Annotated in this window: 23 protein-coding genes; 12 read left to right on the top strand and 11 right to left on the bottom strand. The window is 63.6% G+C overall.

The genetic code is table 11. The annotated features are described in order from the left end of the window. The first annotated feature begins 114 nt into the window (after positions 1-114). Positions 115-738 carry a TetR/AcrR family transcriptional regulator gene (locus ABOA88_RS16615; protein WP_196167749.1) on the top strand — a complete coding sequence of 208 codons (624 nt, stop codon included), beginning with the start codon at positions 115-117 and terminating at the stop codon, positions 736-738. 51 nt (positions 739-789) lie between these two features. Here ABOA88_RS16615 and ABOA88_RS16610 read toward each other — a convergent pair whose 3' ends face one another. Both ABOA88_RS16610 and aroQ read right to left on the bottom strand, forming a co-directional pair. Further along, complete coding sequence (locus ABOA88_RS16610; protein WP_367851853.1) at positions 790-1,638, bottom strand: shikimate dehydrogenase; 849 nt, start codon at positions 1,636-1,638, stop codon at positions 790-792. Then, a complete protein-coding gene (gene aroQ / locus ABOA88_RS16605; RefSeq protein WP_196167747.1) occupies positions 1,635-2,084 on the bottom strand; it encodes a type II 3-dehydroquinate dehydratase in 450 nt (149 codons plus the stop codon). Before aroQ ends, ABOA88_RS16610 begins: the two co-directional genes overlap by 4 nt. Before the next feature lie 233 nt (positions 2,085-2,317). Here aroQ and ABOA88_RS16600 point away from each other — a divergent pair, with 233 nt between their 5' ends. From ABOA88_RS16600 to ABOA88_RS16590, 3 genes are read left to right on the top strand one after another with little or no spacing between them, the layout of a single operon-like run. Next, positions 2,318-3,580, top strand: a complete 1,263-nt coding sequence (locus tag ABOA88_RS16600) for a TolC family protein (protein ID WP_437437101.1) — start codon at positions 2,318-2,320, stop codon at positions 3,578-3,580. A 58-nt stretch (positions 3,581-3,638) separates the two neighbouring features. After that, positions 3,639-4,853: an efflux RND transporter periplasmic adaptor subunit gene (locus ABOA88_RS16595; protein ID WP_367851855.1), complete on the top strand. Its 1,215-nt coding sequence runs from the start codon at positions 3,639-3,641 to the stop codon at positions 4,851-4,853. A 14-nt stretch (positions 4,854-4,867) separates the two neighbouring features. Then, positions 4,868-8,008 carry an efflux RND transporter permease subunit gene (locus ABOA88_RS16590; protein ID WP_367851856.1) on the top strand — a complete coding sequence of 1,047 codons (3,141 nt, stop codon included), beginning with the start codon at positions 4,868-4,870 and terminating at the stop codon, positions 8,006-8,008. Between the two features lie 48 nt (positions 8,009-8,056). On the opposite strand, the gene ABOA88_RS16585 is transcribed toward ABOA88_RS16590, so the two are convergent. The 8 genes from ABOA88_RS16585 to ABOA88_RS16550 all read right to left on the bottom strand — a co-directional run bounded on the left by ABOA88_RS16585 (position 8,057) and on the right by ABOA88_RS16550 (position 16,613). Next, the gene (locus ABOA88_RS16585) at positions 8,057-9,385 is read right to left on the bottom strand and encodes an MFS transporter (protein WP_196167743.1); all 1,329 of its coding nucleotides are present in this window, start codon (positions 9,383-9,385) and stop codon (positions 8,057-8,059) included. A 179-nt stretch (positions 9,386-9,564) separates the two neighbouring features. Next, positions 9,565-10,272: a hypothetical protein gene (locus ABOA88_RS16580; RefSeq protein WP_367851857.1), complete on the bottom strand. Its 708-nt coding sequence runs from the start codon at positions 10,270-10,272 to the stop codon at positions 9,565-9,567. A gap of 192 nt (positions 10,273-10,464) precedes the next feature. Continuing rightward, the gene (locus ABOA88_RS16575; RefSeq protein ID WP_367851858.1) at positions 10,465-12,615 is read right to left on the bottom strand and encodes a TonB-dependent receptor; all 2,151 of its coding nucleotides are present in this window, start codon (positions 12,613-12,615) and stop codon (positions 10,465-10,467) included. Between the two features lie 68 nt (positions 12,616-12,683). Beyond that, positions 12,684-13,091, bottom strand: coding sequence for a DUF2946 domain-containing protein (locus ABOA88_RS16570; protein WP_367851859.1), 408 nt, complete (start codon positions 13,089-13,091; stop codon positions 12,684-12,686). A 78-nt stretch (positions 13,092-13,169) separates the two neighbouring features. Continuing rightward, entirely contained in the window at positions 13,170-13,943 is a 774-nt protein-coding gene (locus ABOA88_RS16565; RefSeq protein WP_367851860.1) for a ParA family protein, read from the bottom strand. A gap of 119 nt (positions 13,944-14,062) precedes the next feature. Beyond that, positions 14,063-14,413, bottom strand: coding sequence for a hypothetical protein (locus ABOA88_RS16560; RefSeq protein ID WP_367851861.1), 351 nt, complete (start codon positions 14,411-14,413; stop codon positions 14,063-14,065). An 80-nt stretch (positions 14,414-14,493) separates the two neighbouring features. Continuing rightward, entirely contained in the window at positions 14,494-16,068 is a 1,575-nt protein-coding gene (locus tag ABOA88_RS16555; RefSeq protein WP_196167738.1) for a sensor domain-containing diguanylate cyclase, read from the bottom strand. Between the two features lie 65 nt (positions 16,069-16,133). Continuing rightward, positions 16,134-16,613 (bottom strand): hypothetical protein, encoded by a 480-nt coding sequence (locus tag ABOA88_RS16550; RefSeq protein ID WP_196167737.1) that lies wholly within the window; start codon positions 16,611-16,613, stop codon positions 16,134-16,136. Positions 16,614-16,855: 242 nt separating this feature from the next. Here ABOA88_RS16550 and ABOA88_RS16545 point away from each other — a divergent pair, with 242 nt between their 5' ends. From ABOA88_RS16545 to ABOA88_RS16535, 3 genes are read left to right on the top strand one after another with little or no spacing between them, the layout of a single operon-like run. Then, a complete protein-coding gene (locus ABOA88_RS16545) occupies positions 16,856-17,047 on the top strand; it encodes a hypothetical protein (RefSeq protein ID WP_196167736.1) in 192 nt (63 codons plus the stop codon). Continuing rightward, positions 17,041-18,411, top strand: a complete 1,371-nt coding sequence (locus tag ABOA88_RS16540) for a B12-binding domain-containing radical SAM protein (protein WP_367851862.1) — start codon at positions 17,041-17,043, stop codon at positions 18,409-18,411. Before ABOA88_RS16545 ends, ABOA88_RS16540 begins: the two co-directional genes overlap by 7 nt. A gap of 41 nt (positions 18,412-18,452) precedes the next feature. Then, complete coding sequence (locus ABOA88_RS16535; RefSeq protein ID WP_196167735.1) at positions 18,453-18,872, top strand: hypothetical protein; 420 nt, start codon at positions 18,453-18,455, stop codon at positions 18,870-18,872. 14 nt (positions 18,873-18,886) lie between these two features. Here the strand turns inward: ABOA88_RS16535 and ABOA88_RS16530 are convergent, their stop codons facing one another. Beyond that, positions 18,887-19,237 (bottom strand): response regulator, encoded by a 351-nt coding sequence (locus ABOA88_RS16530; RefSeq protein WP_367851863.1) that lies wholly within the window; start codon positions 19,235-19,237, stop codon positions 18,887-18,889. A gap of 230 nt (positions 19,238-19,467) precedes the next feature. On the opposite strand from ABOA88_RS16530, the gene ABOA88_RS16525 reads away from it, so the two are divergent. The 5 genes from ABOA88_RS16525 to ABOA88_RS16505 are packed head-to-tail and all read left to right on the top strand — an operon-like array spanning position 19,468 to position 25,949. Continuing rightward, positions 19,468-22,917 (top strand): response regulator, encoded by a 3,450-nt coding sequence (locus ABOA88_RS16525; RefSeq protein WP_367851864.1) that lies wholly within the window; start codon positions 19,468-19,470, stop codon positions 22,915-22,917. Then, entirely contained in the window at positions 22,914-23,735 is an 822-nt protein-coding gene (locus tag ABOA88_RS16520) for a CheR family methyltransferase (RefSeq protein WP_196167732.1), read from the top strand. Before ABOA88_RS16525 ends, ABOA88_RS16520 begins: the two co-directional genes overlap by 4 nt. Beyond that, a complete protein-coding gene (locus ABOA88_RS16515) occupies positions 23,732-24,307 on the top strand; it encodes a chemotaxis protein CheB (RefSeq protein ID WP_196167731.1) in 576 nt (191 codons plus the stop codon). Before ABOA88_RS16520 ends, ABOA88_RS16515 begins: the two co-directional genes overlap by 4 nt. Then, a complete protein-coding gene (locus tag ABOA88_RS16510) occupies positions 24,301-25,527 on the top strand; it encodes a hybrid sensor histidine kinase/response regulator (protein ID WP_367851865.1) in 1,227 nt (408 codons plus the stop codon). The genes ABOA88_RS16515 and ABOA88_RS16510 overlap by 7 nt, the downstream gene beginning before the upstream one ends. Before the next feature lie 44 nt (positions 25,528-25,571). Next, complete coding sequence (locus ABOA88_RS16505) at positions 25,572-25,949, top strand: response regulator (RefSeq protein ID WP_367851866.1); 378 nt, start codon at positions 25,572-25,574, stop codon at positions 25,947-25,949. The last annotated feature ends 113 nt before the right edge of the window (positions 25,950-26,062 follow it).

Genomic DNA, 26,062 nt, shown 5'->3' with positions numbered 1-26,062 from the left:
CGATCACGTGGAAATATTTTTTAATCCATAAAAAGTTTTAGTCAATAAAATTTTTAATCGAATGAGTTTGCCGTTATGCTGGGCGCCTACCCGCCAACGCTAGCCAGGAGAGCCATGAGCGGATTGCGCGAACAACAAAAGGCCCTGCGCCGCCAGGCCATTAGCCAGTCGGCCCTGAGCCTTTTCGAGAGCCAAGGGTTCCAGACCACTACCATCGAGCAGATCGCCCGTTCGGCGGCGGTCTCTGTGCCCACGGTCTTCGCCTATTTCGGCAGCAAGCAGGAGATCCTTCTGGAGAAACTGCGCGAGGCGGATCACCGCGCCATCAGTGCTGCGCGCCGTCGTATTCCGGAGCTCGACGACCCGATCGATACCATTTGCTATTTCGAGCGTTGCCTGACCGAGTTCGCCTTCGAGGTACTGTCGCCAGCGTTGTGGCGCGAGATCCTGCCCCAGGTGATTGCGCTGCTTGGGCCTGACCAGTCGGCGTTGCCTGCGCCCTACAAGCGGGTCAACGATGCGTTGGTGAGCGAGATCGCTGCGCTCTTGGATGAGCTGCGCGGGCTGGGCAAGCTGCGTGCCGATCTGGATGTCGACTATGCGGCGTTCATGCTCAATGACTATGGGCACCTGCAACTGCTGCGCCTGTGCCGCAGCGAGCCGATGGACCTGGAGCGGTACTGGCGCGAGGTGCGTGAATCGACTGCGTTCATGGTGCGGGGGATGTTGCCGGCCTGACGGCATGCAATCTGCTTCGCGGGTACGGCGATGTACCCGCGAGCAGGCACCTCACCCCAGGCGTGCGAAATGCGCCTGCATGCGCCCGGCATCGGCGGTTCTGCCGGTGAACAGCTCGAATGCCTTGACCGCCTGGAACACCGCCATGCTGCCGCCATGGAGCGTGCGACAACCCAGCGCCCGGGCATGGCGCAGCAGTTCGGTTTCCAACGGGAAGTAAATGATCTCGGCCACCCACAGCCGGGCATGCAGCAGCGCCAAGGGTAGCGGGGTGCCGGGCAGCTTGGCCATGCCCACCGGGGTGGTGTTGACCAGCCCGTCCGCCATGGCCATGGCGGCGGGCAGGTCCGTGCCGAGCGACGCCCGGCCTTCGCCGAAGCGGGCGCTGAGGTTGTCCACCAGCGCCTGGGCGCGCGCGCTGTCCACATCGAATAGCACCAAATGGCGTACGCCTTCACCGAGCAGCGCATGGGCCACCGCCGAGCCCGCGCCACCGGCCCCCATCTGTACCACCTGGTCACGCGCGACATCCGGCAAGCCCCGGCGCAGGCCTTCGGCAAAGCCCAGGCAGTCGGTGTTGTGGCCGACCCGCTTGCCATCTTTGAGCACGACAGTGTTCACCGCGCCGATGCCTTCAGCCTCTTGCGACAGCTCATCAAGCAGCGGCAGGATCGCCTGCTTGAACGGGTAGGTGATGTTGAGGCCGGTAAATCCGGTGCGCTGGGCCGCATCCAGCAGGCTGGGCAGGGCGCTGTCATCCAGGCCCAACTGGTCGGCGTCGATCAGCCGGTACAGGTAGCGCAACGCTTGGGCATCGCCCTCGTGCTCGTGCAGCGCCGGGGTACGCGAGGCCTGGATACCACGACCGATCAGCCCGGCCAGGACAGTGTTCGGGGTCATGCGCGTGGCTCCTTGAGCAGTTGGGCGAAATGCGTCAGGGCCAGACGGTAGCCGTGGCTACCAAGGCCGCAGATCACGCCCACGGCGATCGATGACACGAAGGAGATGTGACGGAACGGCTCGCGCTTATGCACGTTGGAGAGGTGCACCTCGATGACTGGCAATTCGCTCGCTGCCAAGGCATCGCGAATGGCGACCGAGGTGTGGGTCCAGGCACCGGGGTTGATCAGAATGCCGGCACAGCGTCCGCGTGCGGCGTGTATCCAGTCGATCAGCTCGCCTTCATGGTTGGTCTGGCGGAATTCGATTTCCAGGCCGAGCGCGTGTGCGCAGTCGGCACAGCCTTGGGCCAGGTCGGCGAGGGTTTCCTGGCCATACTGGTCGGGCTCGCGGGTGCCGAGCAGGTTCAGGTTGGGGCCGTTGAGCACGAGGATTCGGGGCGTCATGGCGGGGCATCGCTTTGTTGTTTTTGGATGTCTCGATATATGTACCACCTGGTTAGTTTCGTCAATTTCCTTTGTTTTCCAGGCGGCGAATGTGTTCGGTTATCGGACGTTGGCGCTCTTCGCGGGCAAACCCACTCCCATAGGCCCTTGGGCCACCTTTCAGAATTGTAATTTTGGCGCCACCGAGCCGATAGGCGTCGCTCTTTACAGTCCCTCGCCATGCTTTCCGACGCTTGCCGACGAGGACTTCAAACGTGCCGCGCAACCGGTTCACCCCCCGCAATACTGCCTTGCTCTGTCTATTGCTGGTTGGCCTCGCTGCGCCCAGTCTGCGCGCCGAGCAGCGCCTGAGCCTGCCCCAGGCGATCGAGGCCGCCTTTGCCCAGAACCCCGACCTTGCCGCCGCCGACCGCGAAATCGGCATCGCCGAAGGTGAGCGGCGCCAGGCGGGGCTGCTGCCCAATCCGGAGGTATCCTGGGAAGCCGAGGACACCCGTCGCGATACTCGAACGACCACCGTGACCCTCAGCCAGGCCCTGGAACTGGGCGGCAAGCGCGGCGCACGCATCGATGTGGCCCGCGCCGGCCAGAGCGTCGCCCAGCTGGAACTGGAGCGCCAGCGCAATGGCCTGCGTGCCGATGTGGTGCAGGCCTTCCATGCTGCCTTGCGCGCCCAGACCGCCCTTGAGCTGGCGCAGCAGTCACAGGCCCTGACCGAACGCGGCCTGCGGGTCGTGCAAGGGCGGGTGAAGGCGGGACAGTCCTCGCCGGTCGAGGCCACCCGCGCCCAGGTTCAGCTGGCCCAGGCGCAGGCGCAGGTGCGCCGTGCCGAGTCGCAGCGCATCGTCGCCAATCAGTCCTTGGCGCGGCTGACCGGCAGCCCGCAGGCGGCCATCGCTCGCCTGGATACGAGCCAGCTGTCACCGGGCCCGGCACCTCGCGCCGAGACCTTGCTCGACAAGGTGTCGCAAACCGCCGAGTGGCGCCTGGCAGAAGCGCAGATCAAGAGAGGGGAGGCGTCCCTGGGCTCGGAAAAAGCCAAGCGCATCCCCGATCTGACCGTGAGCCTGGGCAGCCAGTACAGCCGTGAGGACCGTGAACGGGTCAATGTGGTCGGTCTGTCCATGCCGCTGCCGTTGTTCGACCGCAACCAGGGCAATGTGCTGGCTGCCGCGCGCCGCGCCGACCAGGCCCGTGACCTGCGCAACGCCGTGCAGTTGCGCCTGCACAGCGACACCCGCAGCGCCGTCAGCCAGTGGGCGTCGGCAATGCAGGAGGTGCAGGCCTATGAGCGCACCATCCTGCCTTCGGCGCAGCTGGCTGTGGACACCGCCACCCGTGGTTTCGAAATGGGCAAGTTCGCCTTCCTCGATGTGCTCGATGCCCAGCGCACGCTGATCGAGGCCCGTGGGCTGTACCTGGACGCCCTGGCCTCGGCAACCGATGCCCGTGCTCAGGTCGAGCGCATCTACGGCGACCTTGGCGCAGACCGTTGACCGAGGCCTGCCTCGCCCGTCTGCACCGATGCCATCGGCAATACCTTTAGGAGCAACCATGCACAACACCCGCAAGCTCGCCATCCTGGCCGCTGCCATCGCCGTGTTCGGCCTGGGCGGCCTGGCCTGGACCCAGACCATCGGCCAGGCTCCCCAGGACTCCCAGGGCGAAAAAAACCATACCCATGACAGCCCGCAGCAAGACGATGGTCACGCGCATGCCGAGGCTGGCGATGAGGGACATGAGGAACAGGAGGGCAGCCTGCACCTGTCCGCCACCCAGATCGAAGCCGCTGGTGTGCAGTTGGTCGTTGCCGCGCCGATGACCTTGGGCACCGCTATCAGCTTCCCTGGCGAGATCCGCTTCGACGAGGACCATACCGCCCATGTAGTGCCCCGTGTGCCCGGGGTGGTGGAATCGGTGCACGCCGACCTGGGCCAGTCGGTCAAGCGTGGACAAGTCCTGGCGGTGATCGCCAGCCAGCAAATCTCCGACCTGCGCAGCGAGCAGCAGGCCGCCCAGCGCCGCGTGGAACTGGCGCGGTTGACCTTCAAGCGCGAACAGCAGTTGTGGCAGGAACGCATCAGCGCCGAACAGGACTACCTGCAGGCCCGCCAGGCCTTGCAGGAGGCCGAAATCGCGCTGACCAACGCCCGGCAGAAAGTCGCCGCCGTTGCTCCGGCCGGTGCAGGCAATCGCTACGAGCTGCGCGCCCCCTTCGACGCCGTAGTGGTGGAGAAGCACCTGACCGTCGGCGAAGTGGTCGATGAGACCAGCAACGCCTTCACCCTCTCGGACCTGAGCCGGGTCTGGGCCACCTTTTCCGTCACCCCACGTGACCTGGGCCGGGTCACGACCGGGCGTACGGTCACTGTGAGCGCGCCGGATCTGGGGGCTCAGGTCCAGGGCCAGGTCAACTACGTGGGCAGTCTGCTGGGCGAGCAAAGCCGCGCAGCCACTGCCCGTGCCACCTTGGCCAATCCCAACGGCGCCTGGCGTCCGGGGCTGTTCGTCAACATCGCGGTGAACGTCGAGCGCTTCGATGCCGCCGTGGTGGTGCCAGAGGCAGCGTTGCAAACGTGGGAGGAACAGACCGTCGTGTTCACCCGCACCGAGGAGGGCTTCCACGCCCGCCCGGTGAAGACCGGCCGACGCGACGCAGGCCAGGTGGAAATCACCGACGGCCTGGCGGCCGGCACCCAGGTGGCTGCCGCTGGCAGCTTCGTTCTCAAGTCTGAGCTCGGCAAGGGCTCGGTCGAGCACAGCCACTGACCGGGGATCTCTTCATGTTCGAACGCCTGATCCAATTTGCCATCGAGCAGCGCCTGGTGGTGATGCTCGCGGTGGTGCTGATGGCTGCCGTCGGCATCAACAGCTACCAGAAGCTGCCGATCGATGCGGTGCCGGATATCACCAATGTCCAGGTGCAGATCAACACGGCCGCCCCCGGCTACTCACCGCTGGAGACCGAGCAGCGCATCACCTTTGCCATCGAGACCGCCATGGCCGGTCTGCCAGGGCTCAAGCAGACCCGCTCGCTGTCGCGCTCGGGGCTGTCCCAGGTGACGGTGATCTTCGAAGACAGCACCGACATCTTCTTCGCCCGCCAGTTGGTCAACGAGCGCCTGCAAGTGGCCCGCGCGCAACTGCCCGACGGCATCGAAGCGGCCATGGGGCCGATCTCCACCGGGCTGGGCGAGATCTTCCTGTGGACCGTCGAGGCCGAACCAGGGGCGCTCAAAGACGACGGCACGCCCTATACGGCGACTGACCTGCGGGTGATCCAGGACTGGATCATCAAGCCGCAACTGCGCAACGTGCCGGGCGTGGCCGAGGTCAACACCATCGGCGGCCATGCCAAGCAATACCTGGTCGCTCCGGACCCAAAACGTTTGGCGGCCTACAAACTCACCCTCAACGACCTGATCGGCGCCCTGGAACGCAACAACGCCAACGTCGGCGCAGGCTACATCGAACGCAACGGCGAGCAGTTGCTAATCCGCGCCCCAGGCCAGGTGGCTTCGGCTGAGGACATTGCGAACATCGTCATTTCCAGTGTCGACAGCGCGCCGATCCGCGTCAGCCATGTCGCCCAAGTGGGCCTGGGCCAGGAGCTGCGCTCCGGTGCGGCCAGCGAGAACGGCCGCGAAGTGGTGCTGGGCACGGTGTTCATGTTGATCGGCGAGAACAGCCGCACGGTGTCCCAGGCGGTGGCGCGCAAGCTGGCGGACGTCAACCGCACGCTACCCAAGGGGGTGATGGCCGTGACGGTCTACGACCGCACCAACCTCGTGGAAAAGGCCATCGCCACGGTCAAGAAGAACCTGGTGGAGGGCGCGATCCTGGTGATCGCGGTCTTGTTCCTGTTCCTGGGCAATTTCCGCGCGGCGCTGATCACCGCGATGGTCATCCCGCTGTCGATGCTGTTCACCTTCACCGGCATGCTCAGCAACAAGGTCAGCGCCAACCTCATGAGCCTCGGCGCGTTGGACTTCGGCATCATCGTCGACGGCGCGGTGGTGATCGTCGAGAACGCCATCCGCCGCCTGGCCCACGCCCAGCAGCGCCATGGCCGCATGCTGACCCGCGCCGAGCGCTTCCATGAGGTGTTCGCTGCCGCCCGCGAGGCGCGCCGGCCGCTGATCTATGGCCAGCTGATCATCATGGTGGTGTACCTGCCGATCTTTGCCCTGACCGGTGTCGAGGGCAAGATGTTCCACCCCATGGCCTTCACCGTGGTGATGGCTTTGCTGGGGGCGATGATCCTCTCGGTGACTTTCGTGCCTGCGGCCATTGCCCTGTTCGTCACCGGCAAGGTCAAGGAAGAAGAGGGCGTGGTGATGCGCACCGCCCGCCAGCGCTATGCACCTGTCCTGGCCTGGGTACTGCGCCAGCGCACGCTGGCCTTCGCTGGCGCCGCCTTGCTGGTGGCGTTGTCCGGTGCATTGGCCAGCCGCATGGGCAGCGAGTTCATCCCCAGCCTCAGCGAGGGCGACTTTGCCCTCCAGGCCTTGCGGGTACCGGGCACGAGCCTTAGCCAGTCGGTGCAGATGCAGCAGCGCCTGGAGCAGACCATCATCGCCCAGGTGCCGGAGGTGGAGCGGGTGTTCGCCCGCACCGGTACCGCCGAGATCGCCTCTGACCCGATGCCGCCGAACATCTCCGATGCCTATGTGATGCTCAAGCCGCGCGAGCAGTGGGCCAATCCCGGCAAACCACGCGAAGTGCTGATCGCCGAGGTACAGCGTGCTGCGGCCAGTGTGCCGGGCAGCAACTACGAGTTGTCCCAGCCGATCCAGTTGCGATTCAACGAGCTGATTTCCGGCGTGCGCAGCGACGTGGCGGTGAAAGTGTTCGGCGACGACATGGACGTGCTCAACCGCACCGCCGCGCAGATCGCCAGCACCTTGCAGCAAGTGCCGGGCGCCTCCGAGGTGAAGGTGGAGCAGACCACCGGCCTGCCGGTGCTGACCATCGACATCGACCGCGACAAGGCCGCCCGTTATGGCCTGAACGTCGGGGATGTGCAGGACGCCATCGCCATCGCCGTCGGTGGCCGCACCGCCGGTACCCTGTACGAAGGCGATCGGCGCTTCGACATGCTGGTGCGCCTGTCCGAAACACTGCGCACCGATGTCGACGGGCTGTCGAGCCTGCTGATCCCGGTGCCAGCCAACAGCGCCGCGGGGGCCGCGCAGATCGGCTTCATCCCGCTGTCGCAGGTGGCCACGCTGAACCTGCAACTGGGGCCGAACCAGGTCAGCCGTGAGGATGGCAAGCGGGTGGTGGTGGTCAGCGCGAACGTGCGTGGACGTGACCTGGGCTCGTTCGTCGAGCAGGCCGAGCAGCGGCTGACCGACGAGGTGCAGGTTCCGGCGGGCTACTGGACCCGCTGGGGTGGCCAGTTCGAGCAGTTGCAGTCGGCGGCCGAACGCCTGCAGGTGGTGGTGCCGGTGGCGTTGCTGCTGGTGATGGCGTTGCTGCTGATGATGTTCAACAACCTCAAGGACGGCTTGCTGGTGTTCACCGGCATCCCGTTCGCCTTGACCGGTGGTGTGTTGGCGCTGTGGCTACGGGATATCCCGCTGTCGATTTCCGCAGGGGTCGGGTTCATCGCGTTGTCCGGCGTCGCGGTACTCAACGGGCTGGTGATGATCGCCTTCATCCGCAACCTGCGTGAGGAAGGGCGGACGTTGCAGGCGGCGATCGAGGAAGGGGCACTGACTCGCCTGCGACCGGTACTGATGACCGCCCTGGTGGCCTCGCTGGGGTTCATCCCCATGGCCCTGGCCACCGGGACCGGCGCCGAGGTGCAGCGACCGCTGGCGACCGTGGTGATTGGCGGCATCCTGTCGTCCACCGCCTTGACCTTGCTGGTGCTGCCGGCGTTGTACCAGTGGGCGCACCGGCGTGAGGAGGCGGCCTGAGCCCCCGCCCCACACGACGCCCTTTGGGCTGCATGGCAGCCCCACTCACTAGGACAGCGCGCGGGCAGGCTGGCGCTCACCGGCGTCCTCGTGCAGTGAGATCCGCGAGGTCTCCGGTAGTGCCAAGCCACCCACCAGCGCCACCAATGCGATCACCACCAGGTAGAAAGCCGGCGCCAGGCTGCTGCCGGTCTGGCTGATCAGCCAGGTGGCCACCAGCGGCGCGGTGCCGCCAAACAGGGTATAGGCCACGTTGTAGGTGATCGCCGAGGCGGTGTAGCGGGTGCGGGTGGGGAAGGTCTCCGACAGCAACGCCGCGGTGACCACGCCACTGAGCAAGGCACCGACGGCCAGCAGGATCACCCCCAGCAACGCTCCGGACATCGAGCCGGAGCTGGCCAGCCAGTACGCCGGGAACACCGCCACCATCACCCATAGGCAGGTAAAGCCGATGGTCTTGCGCCGCCCGACCCGGTCGGAGAAGGCGCCGGCCAGCGGGCAGCCGACCGCGGCGAACAGCAGCGCCACGGTGGTCACCAGCAGCGACTGGGCGCGGGTCAGATTGCCGACCATTTGCAGGTAGGTGGAGAAGTAGGTGGTGAACATGTAGAACGACAGCGCGGTCAGCGAAATGAACGCGCCCAGGTTGCGGATTGCCCTGCCGTGGTGGCGCAGGGTTTGTTTGAGCGGCGAGTGGCTGTGTTCCTTGCCCTCGGCCATGGCCTCGCGAAAGGCCGGGGTTTCCTCCATCCGCCAGCGCAGGTAGAGGCCGACCAGGCCCAAAGGCGCGGCAATCAGGAACGGCACACGCCAGCCCCAACTGCTCATGGCCTCGGGGGTCAGGCTCGCCTCCAGGGTGTAGGCAATCACCGCCGCGCAGGCGAAGGCGGAGAAGGTCGAGACCGGCACGAAGCTGCCGTAGAAGGCCCGTTTGTCCTGTGGCGCATGTTCCATCAGGTAGGCACAGGCGCCAGCGTACTCGCCGCCTGCGGAAAAGCCTTGCAGGCAGCGCGCCACGGTCAGCAACAGCGGCGCCGCCAGGCCAATGCTGGCGTAGGTCGGCAGCAGGCCGATCAGGGTGGTGGAGCCGGCCATCAGCAAGATGGTCAGCGACAGGATGCGCTTGCGGCCCAGCCGATCGCCCAGCGCGCCGAACACGATACCGCCCAGCGGGCGCAGGGCGAACGCGACGGCAAACACGGCAAAGGTCTTGAGCAAGGCGACGCTGGCATCTTCGCCTGTGAAGAACAGGCTGGCGATCAGCGTGGCGAGAAAGCCATAGACGGCAAAATCGAACCATTCGACGAAATTGCCGATGGCCGAGGCGGCGATCACCCGACGCAACGTGGCGGGGGATACCTCATGGGGTACGGACATAGGGATGTTCTCCGGTCTTCAAAGGCAGCCTGGGCGCAAGTGCCGTGGTCAGGCCACGGCATCGTTGTTGTGAAGACCAGTAGAACGGCAGGCGGTAGGGCGCGCTTTTTCCTAGGCGACATCGGGATACCTGTTTTGGCCTGCAGGACACTGGAGAGCGTCCTGTGCAATCGAGACGGTTATTGGCGGCCGACTTTCCAGGGAGCGTATTCAACGACCGCATGGTTTTCTGCAGGCGCCTGCGCCTCCAGCATGAAACTGGGCATTTCACGCAGGTCGAGTTGCATGCAGCGACGGCTCAGGTCGGCTTGCAATTGCCCATCCAGGCGAAAGGCATCGGTTCGCTGCGGTACAGGGGCCAGATCAACCAGGCAACCGGTGACTTTGCCCTGGGCGTCGGCCTGGTAGCGGATGACCGCCTGGCCAACGCTGTCGACGGGTTGCTCACGCATCAGTTGCTGCCAGAAAAATGCCTTGCGCGCTTCATGGATCCGCCAGGGGTGATTGCTGGCCAATGTCGGCCAGGGCGCGACTATCACGATGGGGGCAGTGATCTGGACGGTCTCTTCGCCTCCATACAGCTCGCTCGGCACCAAGGGATAAATGGTCTTCCAGCATTGCCGTTCGACTGCGCGGGCCAGAACCGGATAGGCGGAACGGACCACTTCAGCAGGCAGCTTGGCGGCGTACTCCGGTTTGCCGGGCTGGGTTGAACAGGCGACGGGGCGGGACTGGCGATCGAGGGTGACCTTGAGATCGACTGCCCCGCTAAGCTTGCCCTGTGTTGCGGTCGTCACGTCGTTGGCAAGGACAGACTGCATGGCCTCGATAAAGGGCTTCTCGGCTGGGGTGACGGTCGATGCCTGGCAGGCTGCGAGCGAGAGCATGCTTGCCCATAAAGACAAGTGGAGCGGGTAGGCGTGTAAGAAAGCGGGTCGCACGGGAACATCCTTGGTCGATAGCCGGAGCGTTCATGCTCCGGCGTAGTGAGAGAGGCGTGCGGGATCTTAAAGGGGTTGAGCAATGGCGGAAAAATACAATGTGTATTGAGATTTTTCCGCCAGATTTTGGTCCGCCACTCAGAAGCGCAAGTCCACCGCCAGCTCGACGGTACGCGGTGCGCCCATGTAGTACTGCCCGCCGTATGCCTGTTTGGCATACAGCTCATCGGTGAGGTTGCGCACCCGTGCGGTGATGGCGGTGTGCGCGTCCAGCCGGTAGCGGACAAAGCTGCCCAGCAGCGTGTAGGCCGGGGCTTGCAGGGTGTTGGCGTTGTTGGCGTACACCGAGTCGACGTAGCGCACGTCCACCCCCGCCGACCAAGCCGGGGTGAAGCGGTAGGTCAGCCACAGGTTGGCGACGTTGGCTGGCACGTTGGCTGGGGTGTTGCCTTTGCGTGAGACCGACCGGCCGCCGGCCGCTTCGTTGAAGGCGTCGTATCGGGCGTCGACATAAGCGTAGTTGCCCTCGGCCAGCAGCTTGGGCGTGACCTGCAGCCGACCCGACAGCTCGATGCCGCGGGAGGTCTGTTGGCCGGCCTGGACCATCACGTTGGGGTCGTTGGAATCGCGCACGGCAAAGTCCTTGCGCACGATCTGGTACACCGCCACCGTCGCCGCACCCCGCCCGTCGAGGAAGTCGAACTTGCTGCCAGCCTCCCACTGCTCGCCCTTGGAGAGGTCGAACAGGCCAACGTTGGAGTACGTCGCTGCGGCCAGCGAGCCGGCAGGCAGGTCGGCGGCGGTGCTGTACTGCATGTAAACGCTCGCAGCAGGCGTCAGCTCGTAGGTCAGGCCGATGCGCCCGCTCAACGGCTCCCAGCGGCGCTCGAAGAAGGCCGGGCTGGTCGGCGAGACAGGGCCATAGTGGGTCACCTGCATGTCCAGGTAGTCGTAGCGCAGGCCGGTGAGCAGGGCCAGGCGGTCGGTCAGTTGCAGGCGGTTCTCGGCGAACAGGGCGCGGTTGGTCACCTCGTTGTGACGTTGCTTGGTCAGGCCTGCGTTCACGCCGGGGATGTCATCGAAGCTGCCCGGGTCGAAATGCGCTGGATCGACGACATCACGCCAACTACCCGAGGTGGGGTAGAGGGTCTGGCGCATACGCGAATAGTCCAGGCCCAAAGACCACTGATTGGCGAGGCCCAGCACCTGGTTGTCGTGGCGCAGTTCGAGGCGGTCGCCCAGCAGGCGCTGTTCGTGGCGTTGCAGGTAGGGGCTCGAACGCACCACGTTGCCTGCGTCGTTGTAGGCGTAGCTTTCGAGGTTGCGGTAGTCGCGCTGGGCGTTGTAGTGGTACAGGGTGTTCTGCACGCTCGTCGTGTCGCTGAGCTGGTAATCGAGGATCGAGCGCAGCCAACGAACCCGCTGCTCATAACGGCCATCGGCGACGTTGTAGTTCTCGAAGCGCCGGCTACGGTCGATCTTCATCGTGTTGCGCCCGGGGAGGATGGGGGAGCCCCAGTAGGGGCTGTCTTCCTTGTCCTGCTGGTATTCCACGGCCAGGGTGTGGGTGAGGTCGGGGGTAAGGTCGCTGAGCAAGGAGAAGGCCAGGCTGTCGGTCCAGCGCTCGTTGCGGTCCACGTACCCATTACCGTGGCCACGGCTGAAGTCCAGTCGGGCGAAATGCCGGGCGTCGACCGGGTTGCTGGCCAAGGCCTGGTTGATACCGAAGGCGACTTCCGAATCGTCGTAGCTGCCATAGCGCACCCGGCCATCGAAGGTCTGTTCATCACGGCTGGCCAGCTTGGTGATGGTGTTGATCGAGCCCCCCACGGCGCCTGTGCCATGCAGAAACGACGACGGCCCGCCGATCAGCTCGACCCGGTCGACGACCCAGGCGTCCGTCGGGCGGGTGGCGCTGCTGTAGCCCAGGTTGATGCCGTTGTAGAGCTGGGTGACCTGGTTCTGGGTAAAGCCCCGGTAGGACACGAACCCACCGTAGCCCGGATTGGCCGACGCGTTCACGCCGGTCATGGTGTTGAGTACGTCCTGGGTGTCCTTGGCATCACGTTCCTCGATCAAGCGGCGGTCCGAAACGCTCACCGAGGCTGGCGTCTGCCGCGCAGTCAGGCCCAATCGGGAGCCGGTCTGGATCGGCTCGTCCAGTTGCACGCCACTGGGCGCCTCGCGTTCGCCATCGATGGTGGTGGCGGTCAGTTCGACGGGGTTGGCACCCGCCCAGGCGTAGCTGCAGGTGCCCATCAGGAGCACCAGGGAAGTATTGCGGATCATGTTGTCAGGGATTCCACGCAAAGGTCATGGCTGGCCACGACCGTGCGCGCGAAAGCACCCGGTCGAGGTCAGGCTGAAGTTGCTGCTGCGAGGAAGTCGGAGGGGGAGGCGCGAGGGTTGAGGGCAGGGCGCAGGTAGCGCGGTGGCGGTTGCGCCCAGCTGCGCACCACGATCGGCGAGGGCGGGTTGCCATGGGCCTGGGTGAAGGTCCAAGCGCTGCTGGTCAGTGGTACTGCCAGGGCAAAGGAAGAGCACACCGGGCAATCGAGCTGCGCCATGTGCGAGTCGCTGCCGCTGTCGCCCAGGTCGACGGCCGGGCCGTGGTCACTCGACAGCGAGCAGAATCCGCCTTCCAGCCCGGACAGGCGAAGGCCGCTCATCTGGCCATGGTGCAGGCCGCACAGCAATAGGCTGAACAGGACGCTGGCATAGAGCGTCCAGGCAGTCAGCGAACGTGTCCGGCGCAAGGTTTTCATGGCGGCGAATCTACCATTCGGATGAACGGTCGTGATGTGGTGGATTGTCGCAGCAGCGCCCCCGGAACCTCGCCGATCTCAGGCTGCCCGCTCCAGCACATCCAGCAGATCGACGAACTCCTGGGACAATCGGTGCCGGGGCGCCAGGTGCACCAGCGGCATCGCCGCTTCATGGGATTCGCGCATTTTGATCGAACTGCTCAAGTACACCGGCAGCACCGGCAACCCCTCGGCACGCAGTTGATCGACCAGGGTCTGGTGCAGGGCCGTACGCCCGGCGAACTGGTTGACCACCACCCCTTCGACCACCAAGTTGGCATTGTGGTCCTGGCGCAGTTCCTCCACCTCCATCAGAACACTGCGCAGCGCCTGGCGCGAGAAGCTGTCGCAATCGAACGGGATGAGTAGCCGCTGGGCCGCCACCAGGGCACTGAAGGTATAGAAGTTCAGGGCTGGGGGCGTATCGATGTAGATGCGCTCGTAATCTTCCGACAGCTCCACCAGCAATTTGCGCAGCTTGTTGATCTTGAACTTGCTTTCGAGCTTGTGCTGCAGGTCGGTGAGGTCCGGGCTGGCGGTCACCAGATGCAGGTTGTCATAGCGTGTTTCGGTGATCGTCACGCGGTGCTTCTGGCCGGCCGCGGTGGCGGACAAGGTCTGGCGGAAGAAATCGGTGATGCCGGCAGGGATCGCATCGTGGGCAAGGCCGGTGAGGTAATAGGTGGCGTTGGCCTGCGGGTCCAGATCGACTAGCAAGGTTCGATAACCTTCGGCGGCGCTGGCGGCAGCGAGGTTACAGGCGATGCTGGACTTGCCGACACCGCCTTTGTGGTTGAACACGACACGACGCATGGTACTTCATCCCTGATAGGTTGCAGATCGAGGTCAATCCTATGACCGAAAGATGACAGTATTAAGACAAGGCTTGTTACATGTCGAGCGGAGCCCTTGTGCTAGAGCGGGTGCAGGGTTCAGGGTGCTTCGCGATCATCGTGGATGTCCGAACCACCAGAGGTTCCGGCGTCATCGACATCGCCGCTGTTGCCGGTGCCCGGGCCTTGGTCGCCCTTGCTGCCTTGGGAGGTGCCATCGCCGCCGGTGTTGTCGGTGTCGTTGGCATCGGTGCCGCCGTTGCCACTGCCGGTGGCGTCACCCGGAGTGCCGGAGCCCATGGCACCGCCGTCGCGATCGATGGTGCCGGTGCCGGGTATCTGCTCGCTGGGGGTACGCACGGTATTGGCGCCGCTGGCCGCCAACGCCAAAGGCGCGCTGGCGCCCAGGCACAGGGCAAGGCTCAATGAAAGCAGGTGTGGGTGTCTCATGGCACGTCTCCTGGATCAGGTCTGCGTGCATTGGAACCCTTGCTGCCAGTGGGGTGCCGACACCTCGACGGACGGCGTCCTCAATCACTTGTCATCACGCGGTTGCGCCCGGCCTGCTTGGCCGCGTAGAGCGCCTGGTCGGCCCGGTTGAGGGCTTCGCTGGGCGCTTCGTTGCTGTCCGCTTCCCAACGCGCCACACCCAGCGAGAGGGTCACCGCACCCACCGGCTCGATGGGGGTGTCCTGCACGCCCTTGCGCAGGCGCTCGGCCACGGCGAGGGCGGCTTGCAGGCTGGCGTCGGGCAGCAGCATCAAGAACTCTTCGCCGCCGGTGCGGCACAGCACATCGCCTTCCCGGCAACAGCGGCGCATCAGTTCGGTCAGTCGACGCAGCACCTGGTCGCCCACCTCATGCCCATGGCCATCGTTGACCCGCTTGAAGTGGTCGATGTCCAGAGCCACGACGCAAAAGTCACAGGCTTCCGCCTCCAGCAGCGACAGACTGAAGTCCAGGTGGCGACGGTTGCCCAGGCCGGTGAGTGGATCGGTCTGGGCAGCTCGGTTGAGCCGGCCGATACGCTCTTGCAGCAGGTTCAAGCCAAACAGCAGCGCCCGCTTGAGCTCGGCGGCTTCGAAGTACCAGGCCTTGACCTGTTGCAAGCCCTCGGCCGTTCCGGGACGGTCCAGGGTGCGCGCACTGGCGGCCAGTTGCCGCAAAGGGCGGGTGATGGCCACGGTCAGCCACCAGAGCACCAGGCAGCCCAGCAGGGCCAGCGGCGCGGAAATGCCGACCACATCGAGTATCAGGCGCTTGAGCGGGGCGACGGTTTGCGCCAGCGGCTGCTGGGCAACGATGCCCCAGCCCGTGCTGGGCACGGTGGCGAAGCCCGCCAGCATGTCCACGCCAGTGCTGTTGCGCACCTGCTGCGTGCCGTTGCCCAGGGTCGCCAGTTGATCGATCAACGCATTGCCTTGGACCACCGTGCCCACGCGCTCGGCATCCGGGTGGTAGAGCAGGCGTCGGTTTCGATCGACCACGTAGAGGTAGGAGCCATCCTTGTAGAAATGCTCGCCCAGCAGGCTTTTGAGGATGTTGTGCTCGCGCAGGTACAGCGTGCCGCCCACATAGCCCAGGTAGCCACCCTTGGCGTCGAAGATGGGTTGCGAAAGCACCACCACCAGGTTGTTGGCGGTCGAAAGAAACGGCGTCGACACCAACGCATGCCGTTCGCGCAATGCCTGGGTGGCGCCAGGTGTCTGCAGGCGTGCACCGATCATCTTGCGCAGCGGCGCCGGTGAGATGGCCTGCAGGACGCCTTGGGCATCGACCACGAATGTCGAGTTGAAGGCGTTGCTCTGGCGCAGCAGCCGTTGGGTTTCGTTTTGCATCGCCAAGGCATTGCCGAGCTGGCGGCCTTGGACCGAAGCACTGAAGGCCAGCTGTTGCAGGGCGTTGCCCAGGAACATTTCGGTGATCGAGGCCAGTTTCGCGGCGTACACCCGATTGGCTTCCAGCGCATGGTCAATCAGCAGCTGGCGCTGCACGCGGTAGCTGGCGAAGTAGCTGGTCAGCAGCATCACGGTGGCGGTGAATGCCGCGAGTACGAGAATCAGCGTGCGCAGATCCAGGCGCAGGCCTTTCTTGGTGTGTGGCAATCCTGACCTCTTGGGCGGGGAAGAGAAGCAACCTTACCTGTTACAGGGCTCAGTCGCAGCCGTTTTCAGTCTTTGGACGTTTCCAGCTCGCTCAGTTCGTCCTCGACCTGCTGCATGCGTTGCTCGGCCAAGGCCTGCACCTTCTCGTCGCTGGCGCTTTCGCGCATCAAGGCGGTCAGCTTCTCGCTCAGGCGCTTGCCTTCGTCGCTGTTCTCCAGCGCCTTGGCTTTCTCCGGATCGTGCGTAGCGGCGACGATGAGGTCGAATTCGGCATCGCTGAAGTGCTGTTCACTGTAGAGCTTGAACAGGTCCTGGCGCTGGTCCTCGGCGGTAAGGTGCTTGCGCAGCACGGCCTGGATCTGTTGCTCGGACAACTGCGGATGCTTGGGCGCGAGCAGCGTGGCGATCTTCCCGATGTTGTGTTCGTAGGCTTCCTGCAGCGGCAGGTTGGCCAGGATCTTTTCTTCTCGGGTGGGTTTCTGGTCGCAGGCGGCGAGGGTGGCGAGCAGCAGCAAGGGCAGCAGCAGGCGAGGGAAGCGAGGCATGAGGTGAGCCTTGGTCAGGTTGGACGGCAAGTGTACTGCAGAACACTGACGGGCTTTCGATCCATCGACAGAAAGGTCTGTGTCGGTCGTTCAGTCGTGCGTTGTAAGAAGGCGCTTGCCTTGCCAGGCGGTGCCTAAACACCGCGTTTTTGACAGGTCGGTGGGGGCTGGCTGAATGTGTCCAGGCCGGGGCACAGGATGCCAACAGCGAACGAATTGCCCTCATCACCTAGGATGCGACCATGAAGAAATGCGTAGTGTATGGCGATCTGATGTCGGATCGCGCCGCGGAGCAGTACCCCACGATCACCCTCTGTGACGACTGCATCGAGGACGACCGGAAAACCGGTGAAACCGGCCAGATTCTCTTCGTGCAGGGCGAGTCCGAGGAATGCGAGTGTGACTGGTGTGCCCGGGAACTGGGCGAATGTTGATTGGCATGGGACGTGCGCCGGTGCTGTTCGTCTCCGCCGGTCTGCTGCATCCCAAGAAGCGGGATCATGCCCTGGCCCGTCGGCAGTTATACCTGAACTACGGCGCGTTAGGTCTGGCGACCTTGTGTCAGCGAAACGGCCTCAAGACCCTGTTGGTGCATGGCGAGCACGAGGCCCCCGATGCGCTCGCCGAACGTCTTCACCGGCAGGGGTTGCTCCGGGTCGATGCGCCGCTGATGCTGTCGATGACCAGCTTCCATGCCCTGGAGTGGGCGCGTGTGTTCTGTTCGACGGTCAAAGGCATTGAGCCACGGGTGCATATCGTACTCGGTGGGCGATGGGTGACCGGGCCTGACCGGCAATGGCTGCACGGCAAGCTGCCGCAGGTCGATCGGATCGTTCAAGGTTTGGGTGAAGACCTGTTGCCTTCGTTGCTGGCGTTCGAGGGTGCATGGGACGGGCGGGCGGCTGGGCTGAACCATCGGTTGGTCGAGGGGCATCGGCGCTATCAGCCCAGCATCGAGACCTCGCGCGGATGCGGCAAGGGTTGCACTTTTTGCGAAGAGCGAGACGTCCCGCTGCAAAAGCTCAAAGCCCCCGAACGGATCGCCGACGAGCTGCGCCAGCTTGCAGGCGACTACGACGACCACGGCATCCATCCGTACTTCCAGTCCTCCTTCTTCCTGCCCAACCCGCGATGGGCCCACGCGCTGGCCGAGCAGGTCCAGCGCTGCGATGCCAGGATTCTCTGGCGCTGTGAGAGCCGGGTCGATGGCATCAAGCCCGAGACGGTCGCAAGCCTCGCCGCGGCAGGTATGAAAGTCATCGACCTGGGCCTTGAGTCGGCGGCGCCCGAGCAGATCCTGGCGATGAACAAGGCCCGGGACCCGACGCGCTACCTGAAGGCGGCGTCGAAATTGCTGCAGGCCTGTGCCAGCCACGGCATTTGGGTCAAGGTCAACGTGATGCTTTACGCCGGTGAAACGGCGCACACCCTCGAGCAGACCCGCCAGTGGCTCGATGCCCATGCTAATTGCATCAAGGGCGTATCGGTCGGACCAGTGGTGGTCTATGGCCCGCCCAGCCATTGTTCTGAGTTTCTGACGGGGCTACGGGCACGGGGCGCGACACCTGTTGACCCCGCAAGTGCCGAGCGTTGCGGCGTTACCCGGCTGAACTTGAGCCCTGAGCTGGATGCTGAGCAGGTGGAATGCGAGAGCCTGGCGCTGTCCAGGCGCTACATGGGCAAGCAGGACTACTTTGATCTGAAGCGCTTTTCCTATTACCCACGCGATTACAGCGAGCAGGCGTTCGAGGCGGATGTCGCGGCATCGGATGTGGCCTGCTTGCCGTTTCGGCCATAGCGGCCACGGTGAGTCTCACGTACAACCGAGGAAGGGATGACATGTACGACAGCGATGTAAAGGCCTACGCCAAGGAACAAGAAATCCAAGCCGCGAAGTTGGAGTATCGCGTCTTCGTCCATGACGATGGACGATCCAATGGGCGTCAGGAACTCATGCGCGACTATGCCCGGGTCCTGTACTCCTCTTCCTTCCGGCGGCTGCGCAAGAAAGACGTGCAGCTCTATGAAAAGCGAGGCGAGCAGGTGATCAAGGGGCTGTTCGAGGTGTACAGCGATGAGCGCTACAACGAGAAGAACAGGTTGCTGCCGCCGGAGCTGCGCTCACTCAAGGCAGACAGGCGCAGACTGATCACCGACTACATCGCAGGCATGATGGACCTGTACGCCATCCAGGAGTACGAGCGCTATTTTGGCAAGGGCAGCCTGGATCGCTACTACTTTGGCGAGCGCCGGCCCTAGGGCGGCGCCTGCGCTCAAGGCGTTCCCAGTATCCCCATCACCTTGTCCCGCAACTGATCGATACCAAAGGGCTTGCCAATCAGGTGCATGCCCTGCGGTACGTCGAAGCTTTCGGCAAAACCACTGGCAAACAGCACAGGCAGCGTCGGTCGCAGTTCTCGGGCTTTAGCTGCCAGTTCCTCGCCGCGCATGTCCGGCAGGCCTACATCGGTCATCAGCAATGCCAATGGCTGTTCGGCGTCCTCAAGGATTTTCAAGGCCGCGGTGGCGTTCTCGGCTTCGATGGCGGTGTAGCCCAGTTCGTCGAGCACTTCGACCATCAGCATCCGAACGATGTCGTCGTCTTCGACTACCAGAAGTTGCATGGGGGCGTCCTGTTCAGAAGGGTTGTCCTTATTGGGTGGGTGCGCGCGGGGCAGAAGTTCCCCAGCATAACGGCCCCTGTCGATCGATGGAACGATTGGCGTCAGCGGCCTTCAAATACTGGCTAACTGCCCTGTCAGAGCGGGCAAAGCTGGTTAGACTCGCTATAGCGTCCTCCTTGCGTAGTGGCCGCGATCCTTTCAATGGACTTTTTTTGCTCGGGCGTTTTCAGATGATTCAAGCAGCCTCGATGGATCAACAGAGCTTTCGCAAACTGTTGAGCCGCAACGTAGGACTTCCCCTGGGGGTAGGCCTGCTCGGCGCCGTGGCCTTCGTTGCGGTGATCAACTACCTGCTCTCGGCCATGCAATGGGTCGAGCACACCGATCGGGTGATCGGCAATGCCAACGAGACCGTCAAACTGTCGATCGATATGGAAACGGGTATGCGCGGGTTCCTGATCACCGGGGACGAGCGCTTCCTCGACCCCTACGAAGTGGCCAAGCCGCGCATTTTCACGAGCCTCCAGGCCCTGCGGGCGATGGTGCAGGACAACCCGCAGCAGACCGAGCGCATTGACCGCCTGGTGGCCCTGCAACACGCCTGGAACGACTTCAGCAGCCAAATGATTTCCTCGCGGCGCAACCAGGGCGATTACCAGACGTCCATCGGCAATGGCCGCGGAAAGCGCTTGACCGATGAGATCCGCAAGGAGTTCGACGATTTCGTTGTCAGCGAGCAGCAACTGCGCATGGCGCGCAACGAGAAGGTCAACAGCGTCACGGTCTGGGCGATCACGGCCTTTGTATTGTTCATCGTAACGCTCAGTGCCTTGCTGGCGTATCTTGGCCGTCGTGACCTGCTGCTTTTGTCGAACAGCTACGTGGACAACCTGCAGGCCCAGCGCCGCGCCACCGAGCGCCTCGAGCACCAGGCATGGCTGCGCAGCGGCCAGACCCAGCTGGCCGAACAGGTGCTGGGCCAACTGACCCTGGCGATGCTCGGCGACAACATCCTGCGCTTTTTCGCCCGTTACCTGGGCAGTGTGGTGGGGGCTTTCCATGTGCGGGACGAACATGGGCAACTGGTGCGTGTGTCCAGTTACGGCCTGGATACCGAACAGGCCCAAGGGCCATTGTCCGCTGGCCAGGGAGGCCTGCTGGACGAGGCGGTCCGTCAACTGGCGCCGTTGCGCCTGGACAACCTGCCCGAGGATTACCTACGGCTGAGCTCGAGCCTGGGCAGTGGCCTGCCACGCAGTGCCTTGCTCATGCCGACCCACGACGATGGCCAGGTCAATGGCGTGCTGGAGCTCGGGTTCCTGCGGCCTTTGCAGGAGCGCGATGTGGAGCTACTGCAGCAAGTGGCGGGCAGCCTGGGCATCAGCATCGAAAGCGCACGTTACCGCCATCGCCTGCAGCAGGTGCTGGCCGAAACCCAACAGCTCAACGAAGAGCTGCAAGTACAACAGGAAGAGCTCAAGACCGCCAACGAGGAGCTCGAGGAGCAGTCCAGGGTGCTCAAGGAGTCCCAGGCGCACCTGGAGATTCAACAGGCGGAGCTCGAGCAGACCAACGAGCAGTTGGCCGAGCGCACCGATGCCCTGGGCCGCAAGAATAGCGAGCTCAACCAGGCGCAGTTGGAGCTGCAGGCCCGAGCCGAGGACTTGCAGCGCACCAATCGCTACAAATCCGAGTTTCTCGCCAACATGTCCCATGAACTGCGCACGCCGCTCAACAGCTCGTTGATCCTGGCCAAATTGCTGGCCGAGAACGCGCAGGGCAATTTGAGCAGCGAACAGGTCAAGTTCGCCGAATCCATCTATTCGGCGGGCAACGACCTGCTCAATCTGATCAACGATATTCTCGACATTGCCAAGGTCGAGGCCGGCAAGCTCGAAGTGCGGCCACAGGTCACCCAGATCGACAGCCTGGCCGATGGCCTGCGCAGCCTGTTCCAACCGCTTGCCCAGGACAAAGGCCTGGCGTTCGACGTACGACTCGAACCTCGGGTACCGGCAACGCTGCTCACCGACCGCCAGCGCCTGGAGCAGATCCTGAAGAACCTGCTGTCCAACGCCATCAAGTTCACCGAGCACGGAAAGGTCAGCCTGACCATCGACCAGCAGCAGGACCGTAGTGTCGTCTTCACGGTACGTGACACGGGCATCGGCATCGCGACCGACCAGCACCAGGCGATCTTCGATGCCTTCCACCAGGTCGATGGCACCAGCAACCGTCGCTACGGCGGCACCGGTCTGGGGCTGTCGATCTCCCGTGACCTGGCGCAGTTGCTGGGCGGGCAGATCAATGTCGAGAGCACGCCAGGGCAGGGCAGCGCCTTCAGTCTTGTCCTGCCTGAGCAGCTCGAGGCCGACGAGGTCGAGACACCTGCGCCGCGGGTGAGCGCGCCGACGCCACCGGCAACGGTGCCTGCCGCGCCGCTACCTGCCAAGGCACCGGCTTTCGCCGATGACCGTGAGCAGGCCCCGTTCGCCAATCGCTGCGTCCTGGTGGTAGAGGACGAGCCGAGTTTCGCCCGTATTCTCTACGACCTTGCCCATGAACTGGGGTACAGCTGTCTGGTGGCCCAAGGGGCCGACGAGGGTTACGCGTTGGCTGCCCAGTACACGCCGGATGCCATTCTGCTAGACATGCGCCTGCCCGACCATTCGGGGCTGACGGTGCTGCAACGGCTCAAGGAACAGGCCAGCACCCGGCACATCCCGGTGCATGTCATTTCGGTGGAGGATCGCATCGAAGCGGCCATGCACATGGGCGCGGTGGGCTATGCAGTCAAACCGGCCAGCCGCGAGGAGCTCAAGGCGGTGTTCGGTCGCCTGGAAGCCAAACTCACCCAGAAACTCAAGCACATCCTGCTGGTGGAGGACGATGACCTGCAGCGCGAGAGCATCGCCCGCCTGATCGGCGATGAGGATGTCGAGATCACTGCAGTGGCCCTGGCTCAGGATGCCCTGGCGCTGCTGCGTGAGAATATCTACGACTGCATGATCATCGACCTCAAGCTGCCGGACATGCTTGGCAACGAGTTGCTCAAGCGCATGACGTCCGAGACGATCCGGTCGTTCCCACCGGTGATCGTCTATACCGGGCGCAATCTGACCCGCGAGGAGGAGGCGGACCTGCTCAAGTACTCGCGCTCGATCATCATCAAGGGCGCGCGCTCGCCTGAACGGCTGCTCGATGAGGTCACGCTGTTCCTGCACAAAGTCGAATCGCAGCTCTCCCATGAGCGCCAGCGCATGCTCAAGACCGCACGCAGCCGTGACAAAGTGTTCGAAGGGCGCAAGATCCTGCTGGTGGACGATGACGTGCGCAATATCTTCGCCTTGACCAGCGCCTTGGAGCACAAGGGCGCCATCGTCGAGATCGGTCGCAATGGGCGTGAGGCCATCGAGCGCCTGGAGCAGCATCCGGACATCGACCTGGTGCTGATGGACGTGATGATGCCCGAGATGGACGGCTACGAGGCCACCCGGTTGATCCGCCAGCAACCGCGCTGGCGCAAGTTGCCGATCATCGCCGTGACGGCCAAGGCCATGAAGGACGACCAGCAACGCTGCCTGCAGGCGGGCGCCAATGACTACCTGGCCAAGCCGATCGAGCTGGACCGCTTGTTCTCCCTGATCCGTGTATGGCTGCCGCAACTGGAGCGAATTTGAGTAACGAACGCAACACCGATATCGAGATCCGGCTGTTGATCGAGGCGCTCTACCTCAAGTACAGCTACGATTTTCGCGATTATTCCGGCGCTTCGATCAAGCGTCGGATCCTGCACGCCGTGCGCCAGTTCGATTGCCGCACGGTATCGGCCTTGCAGGAGCGGGTCCTGCACGATCCTGCCGCATTCATGCAGTTGCTGCAGTTCCTGACGATTCCGGTCAGTGAAATGTTCCGCGACCCTGAGCACTTCCTGGCCGTGCGCAGGGAGGTGGTACCGCTGCTGCGCACCTGGCCGTCGCTCAAGGTCTGGATCGCCGGTTGCAGCACGGGTGAGGAGGTCTACTCGATGGCGATCCTGCTGCGCGAGGAGGGTTTGCTGGAGCGCACCATCCTCTATGCCACCGACATCAACCCCCACTCACTGGAGAAAGCCAAGCAGGGCATCTACCCCCTGAAGGTCATGCAGACCTACGCCGAGAACTACCGCAAGGCCGGAGGACGCCGGGACTTGTCCGAGTACTACACGGCCGCCTACGGCAACGCGATCATCGACAGCAGCCTGCGCGAGAACGTGACTTTCGCCGACCATAGCCTGGCCACCGACAGCGTGTTTTCCGAAACCCAATTGGTGTCGTGTCGCAATGTCCTGATCTATTTCAACAAGACCCTGCAGGACCGTGCCCTGGGCCTGTTCCATGAGTCCTTGTGCCATCGTGGGTTCCTGGTGCTCGGTAGCAAGGAATCCTTGGATTTTTCCGCCTACAGCGAGCGGTTCGAAGCGCTCGTGCGGCCTGAACGGATCTATCGCAAGTCATGAGTGGCGTGGCGGCAGTGGTCATCGGTGCCTCGGCGGGCGGCGTCTCGGCGCTGCTCCAAATACTGGGCGGGCTGCCTGAAGGTTTTGCCATCCCGGTGCTGTGTGTATTGCACCTGCCCGAAGATCGCCACAGCCAGCTGGCCAACGTGTTGCAGCGTCGTCTGCATCGACCGGTACGCGAGGCCCAGGACAAGGAGCGTATCGTCGACGGGCTGATCTACGTGGCCGGCCCCGGTTACCATTTGTCGATTGAACGCGACCTGAGCCTGTCGTTGAGCCAGGAAGACCCGGTGCATTTCTCCCGCCCGGCAATCGATTTTCTCTTTCAGTCGGCGGCGGATGCCTATGGTGCCGGCCTGCTGGGCGTGCTGCTCACCGGTGCCAACGAAGACGGTGCCGAGGGGTTGCTTCAGATCAAGAACAGCGGGGGCCGCACTGTGGTCCAGGACCCCCGCGACGCACAGGTCGCGCTGATGCCGGAGGCCGCGCTGGCCTTGCAGCAGCCCGACCATATTCTTTCCCTGAGTGGTATCGGGCAGTTGCTCGCTACCCTGGAACCGCGCGCATGCTGAGCAATATCACCGCCAAACTGTTGATCGTTGACGATCTGACGGAAAACCTGTTGGCCCTCGAAGCCCTGATCCAGGGAGAGGACCGTGAAGTACACCGGGCCCAGTCCGCCGAGCAGGCGCTGTCATTGTTGCTCGAACATGAATTCGCGCTGGCCATTCTCGATGTGCAGATGCCTGGCATGAATGGGTTCGAGCTGGCCGAACTGATGCGTGGCACCGAAAAGACCAAGAACATCCCGATTGTCTTCGTCAGTGCGGCCGGTCGCGAGATGAACTACGCCTTCAAAGGCTATGAAAGCGGCGCGGTGGACTTCATGCATAAGCCCTTGGATACCCTGGCGGTCAAGAGCAAGGTCTCGGTCTTCGTCGACCTGTTCCGCCAGCGCAAGGCGCTGGGGCGTCAGTTGGAGGCCCTGGAGCGCAGCCGCCAGGAGCAGGCGCAACTGCTGGCCGAGCTCGAAGTGGCACGTGGCGAGCTGGAGCGTGCCGTGCGCATGCGCGACGACTTCATGTCGATCGTCTCCCATGAGGTACGTACGCCGCTTAATGGCCTGATTCTGGAAACCCAGCTGCGCAAGATGCATCTGGCCAAGGGCAATATTGCGGCGTTCAGTGAAGAACGGTTGCGGGCGATGGTCGAGCGTGACGAACGGCAGATCAACAGCCTGATCCGCTTGATCGAAGACATGCTCGATGTTTCCCGCATCCGTACCGGCAAGCTGTCGATCCGACCCAAGGCGTTCGATCTGGCGCAACTGGTGCAGGGGCTGGTAGAGAACTTCACGGCACAGGCCGCGGCCCTGGAGACCCATATCGAATTGGATCGTTGCGAGGCGGTACCGGGAGAGTGGGACGAGTTCAGGATTGAGCAAGTGGTGGCCAATCTGTTGTCCAATGCCTTGCGTTACGGCGAACGGCGCCCGGTGCGGGTGCGGGTGTTCGAGCACGACGCCATGGCCTGCGTGCAGGTGCAGGATCAAGGGATCGGCATCAGCGCGGCCAATCAGCAGCGTATCTTCCAGCAGTTCGAACGTGTCGCGGCGCAGCAGTCCAGCGCAGGCCTGGGGCTAGGGCTGTATATCTCCGAGCAAATCGCCCAGGCCCACGGCGGACGCATCCACGTCGACAGCGAGGAGGGCAAAGGCGCGACGTTCAGCCTCTACCTGCCGTTGGCGGCACAACGTCGACAAAGCGACCAGACGCAGGCAACCTCTGCCTGAGGTTGGGGTCTGATGGCCAAGTTATTGAATACCAAGGCGAAGTCATGAGTGAAGATGCACAAGATGTCGTATTGGTCGTCGAGGATGAACCGGCGATTCGCATGATCCTGCGTGATTATCTGGCTGGGGAGGGGTATCACGTTCTGGTGGCCGAAGACGGTGAACAGGCTTTTGCCATCTTGGCGAGCAAGCCGCATCTGGATTTGATGGTGACGGATTTTCGCTTGCCGGGTGGGATTTCGGGGGTGGAGATCGCCGAGCCTGCGGTCAAGTTGCGGCCGGACCTGAAGGTGATTTTCATCAGTGGGTATCCGGCGGAGATTCTCGAGTGCCGGAGCCCGATTGCGCGGCGGTCGCCGATACTGGCCAAGCCGTTCGATCTGGATAGTTTGCGGGAGCAGATTCAGATTCTTTTGCAGTGAATCGTTGGTTTCTGTTGGTTTCTTGTTGGTGGGCTTATCCGATTGTTTTATCGACAGGTAGTCACCTTTCCGCCTTTACGGCGGGTCACTTTTGGTCTTGGCCAAAAGTAACC

It is taken from the genome of Pseudomonas sp. PKS, assembly GCF_051913525.1.
Lineage (GTDB): Bacteria > Pseudomonadota > Gammaproteobacteria > Pseudomonadales > Pseudomonadaceae > Aquipseudomonas > Aquipseudomonas guariconensis_D.
The sequence above is the reverse complement of the archived record's forward strand: the minus strand, read 5'-3'. Positions and strand labels throughout refer to the sequence as shown.

Coding starts and splice junctions, on each gene's coding strand:
- ABOA88_RS16615 (WP_196167749.1), top strand. CDS start 115: ATGAGCGGATTGCGCGAACAACAAAAGGCCCTGCGCCGCCAGGCCATT.
- ABOA88_RS16610 (WP_367851853.1), bottom strand. CDS start 1,638: ATGACCCCGAACACTGTCCTGGCCGGGCTGATCGGTCGTGGTATCCAG.
- aroQ (WP_196167747.1), bottom strand. CDS start 2,084: ATGACGCCCCGAATCCTCGTGCTCAACGGCCCCAACCTGAACCTGCTC.
- ABOA88_RS16595 (WP_367851855.1), top strand. CDS start 3,639: ATGCACAACACCCGCAAGCTCGCCATCCTGGCCGCTGCCATCGCCGTG.
- ABOA88_RS16590 (WP_367851856.1), top strand. CDS start 4,868: ATGTTCGAACGCCTGATCCAATTTGCCATCGAGCAGCGCCTGGTGGTG.
- ABOA88_RS16585 (WP_196167743.1), bottom strand. CDS start 9,385: ATGTCCGTACCCCATGAGGTATCCCCCGCCACGTTGCGTCGGGTGATC.
- ABOA88_RS16580 (WP_367851857.1), bottom strand. CDS start 10,272: ATGCTCTCGCTCGCAGCCTGCCAGGCATCGACCGTCACCCCAGCCGAG.
- ABOA88_RS16575 (WP_367851858.1), bottom strand. CDS start 12,615: ATGATCCGCAATACTTCCCTGGTGCTCCTGATGGGCACCTGCAGCTAC.
- ABOA88_RS16570 (WP_367851859.1), bottom strand. CDS start 13,091: ATGAAAACCTTGCGCCGGACACGTTCGCTGACTGCCTGGACGCTCTAT.
- ABOA88_RS16565 (WP_367851860.1), bottom strand. CDS start 13,943: ATGCGTCGTGTCGTGTTCAACCACAAAGGCGGTGTCGGCAAGTCCAGC.
- ABOA88_RS16560 (WP_367851861.1), bottom strand. CDS start 14,413: ATGAGACACCCACACCTGCTTTCATTGAGCCTTGCCCTGTGCCTGGGC.
- ABOA88_RS16550 (WP_196167737.1), bottom strand. CDS start 16,613: ATGCCTCGCTTCCCTCGCCTGCTGCTGCCCTTGCTGCTGCTCGCCACC.
- ABOA88_RS16545 (WP_196167736.1), top strand. CDS start 16,856: ATGAAGAAATGCGTAGTGTATGGCGATCTGATGTCGGATCGCGCCGCG.
- ABOA88_RS16540 (WP_367851862.1), top strand. CDS start 17,041: ATGTTGATTGGCATGGGACGTGCGCCGGTGCTGTTCGTCTCCGCCGGT.
- ABOA88_RS16535 (WP_196167735.1), top strand. CDS start 18,453: ATGTACGACAGCGATGTAAAGGCCTACGCCAAGGAACAAGAAATCCAA.
- ABOA88_RS16530 (WP_367851863.1), bottom strand. CDS start 19,237: ATGCAACTTCTGGTAGTCGAAGACGACGACATCGTTCGGATGCTGATG.
- ABOA88_RS16525 (WP_367851864.1), top strand. CDS start 19,468: ATGATTCAAGCAGCCTCGATGGATCAACAGAGCTTTCGCAAACTGTTG.
- ABOA88_RS16515 (WP_196167731.1), top strand. CDS start 23,732: ATGAGTGGCGTGGCGGCAGTGGTCATCGGTGCCTCGGCGGGCGGCGTC.
- ABOA88_RS16510 (WP_367851865.1), top strand. CDS start 24,301: ATGCTGAGCAATATCACCGCCAAACTGTTGATCGTTGACGATCTGACG.
- ABOA88_RS16505 (WP_367851866.1), top strand. CDS start 25,572: ATGAGTGAAGATGCACAAGATGTCGTATTGGTCGTCGAGGATGAACCG.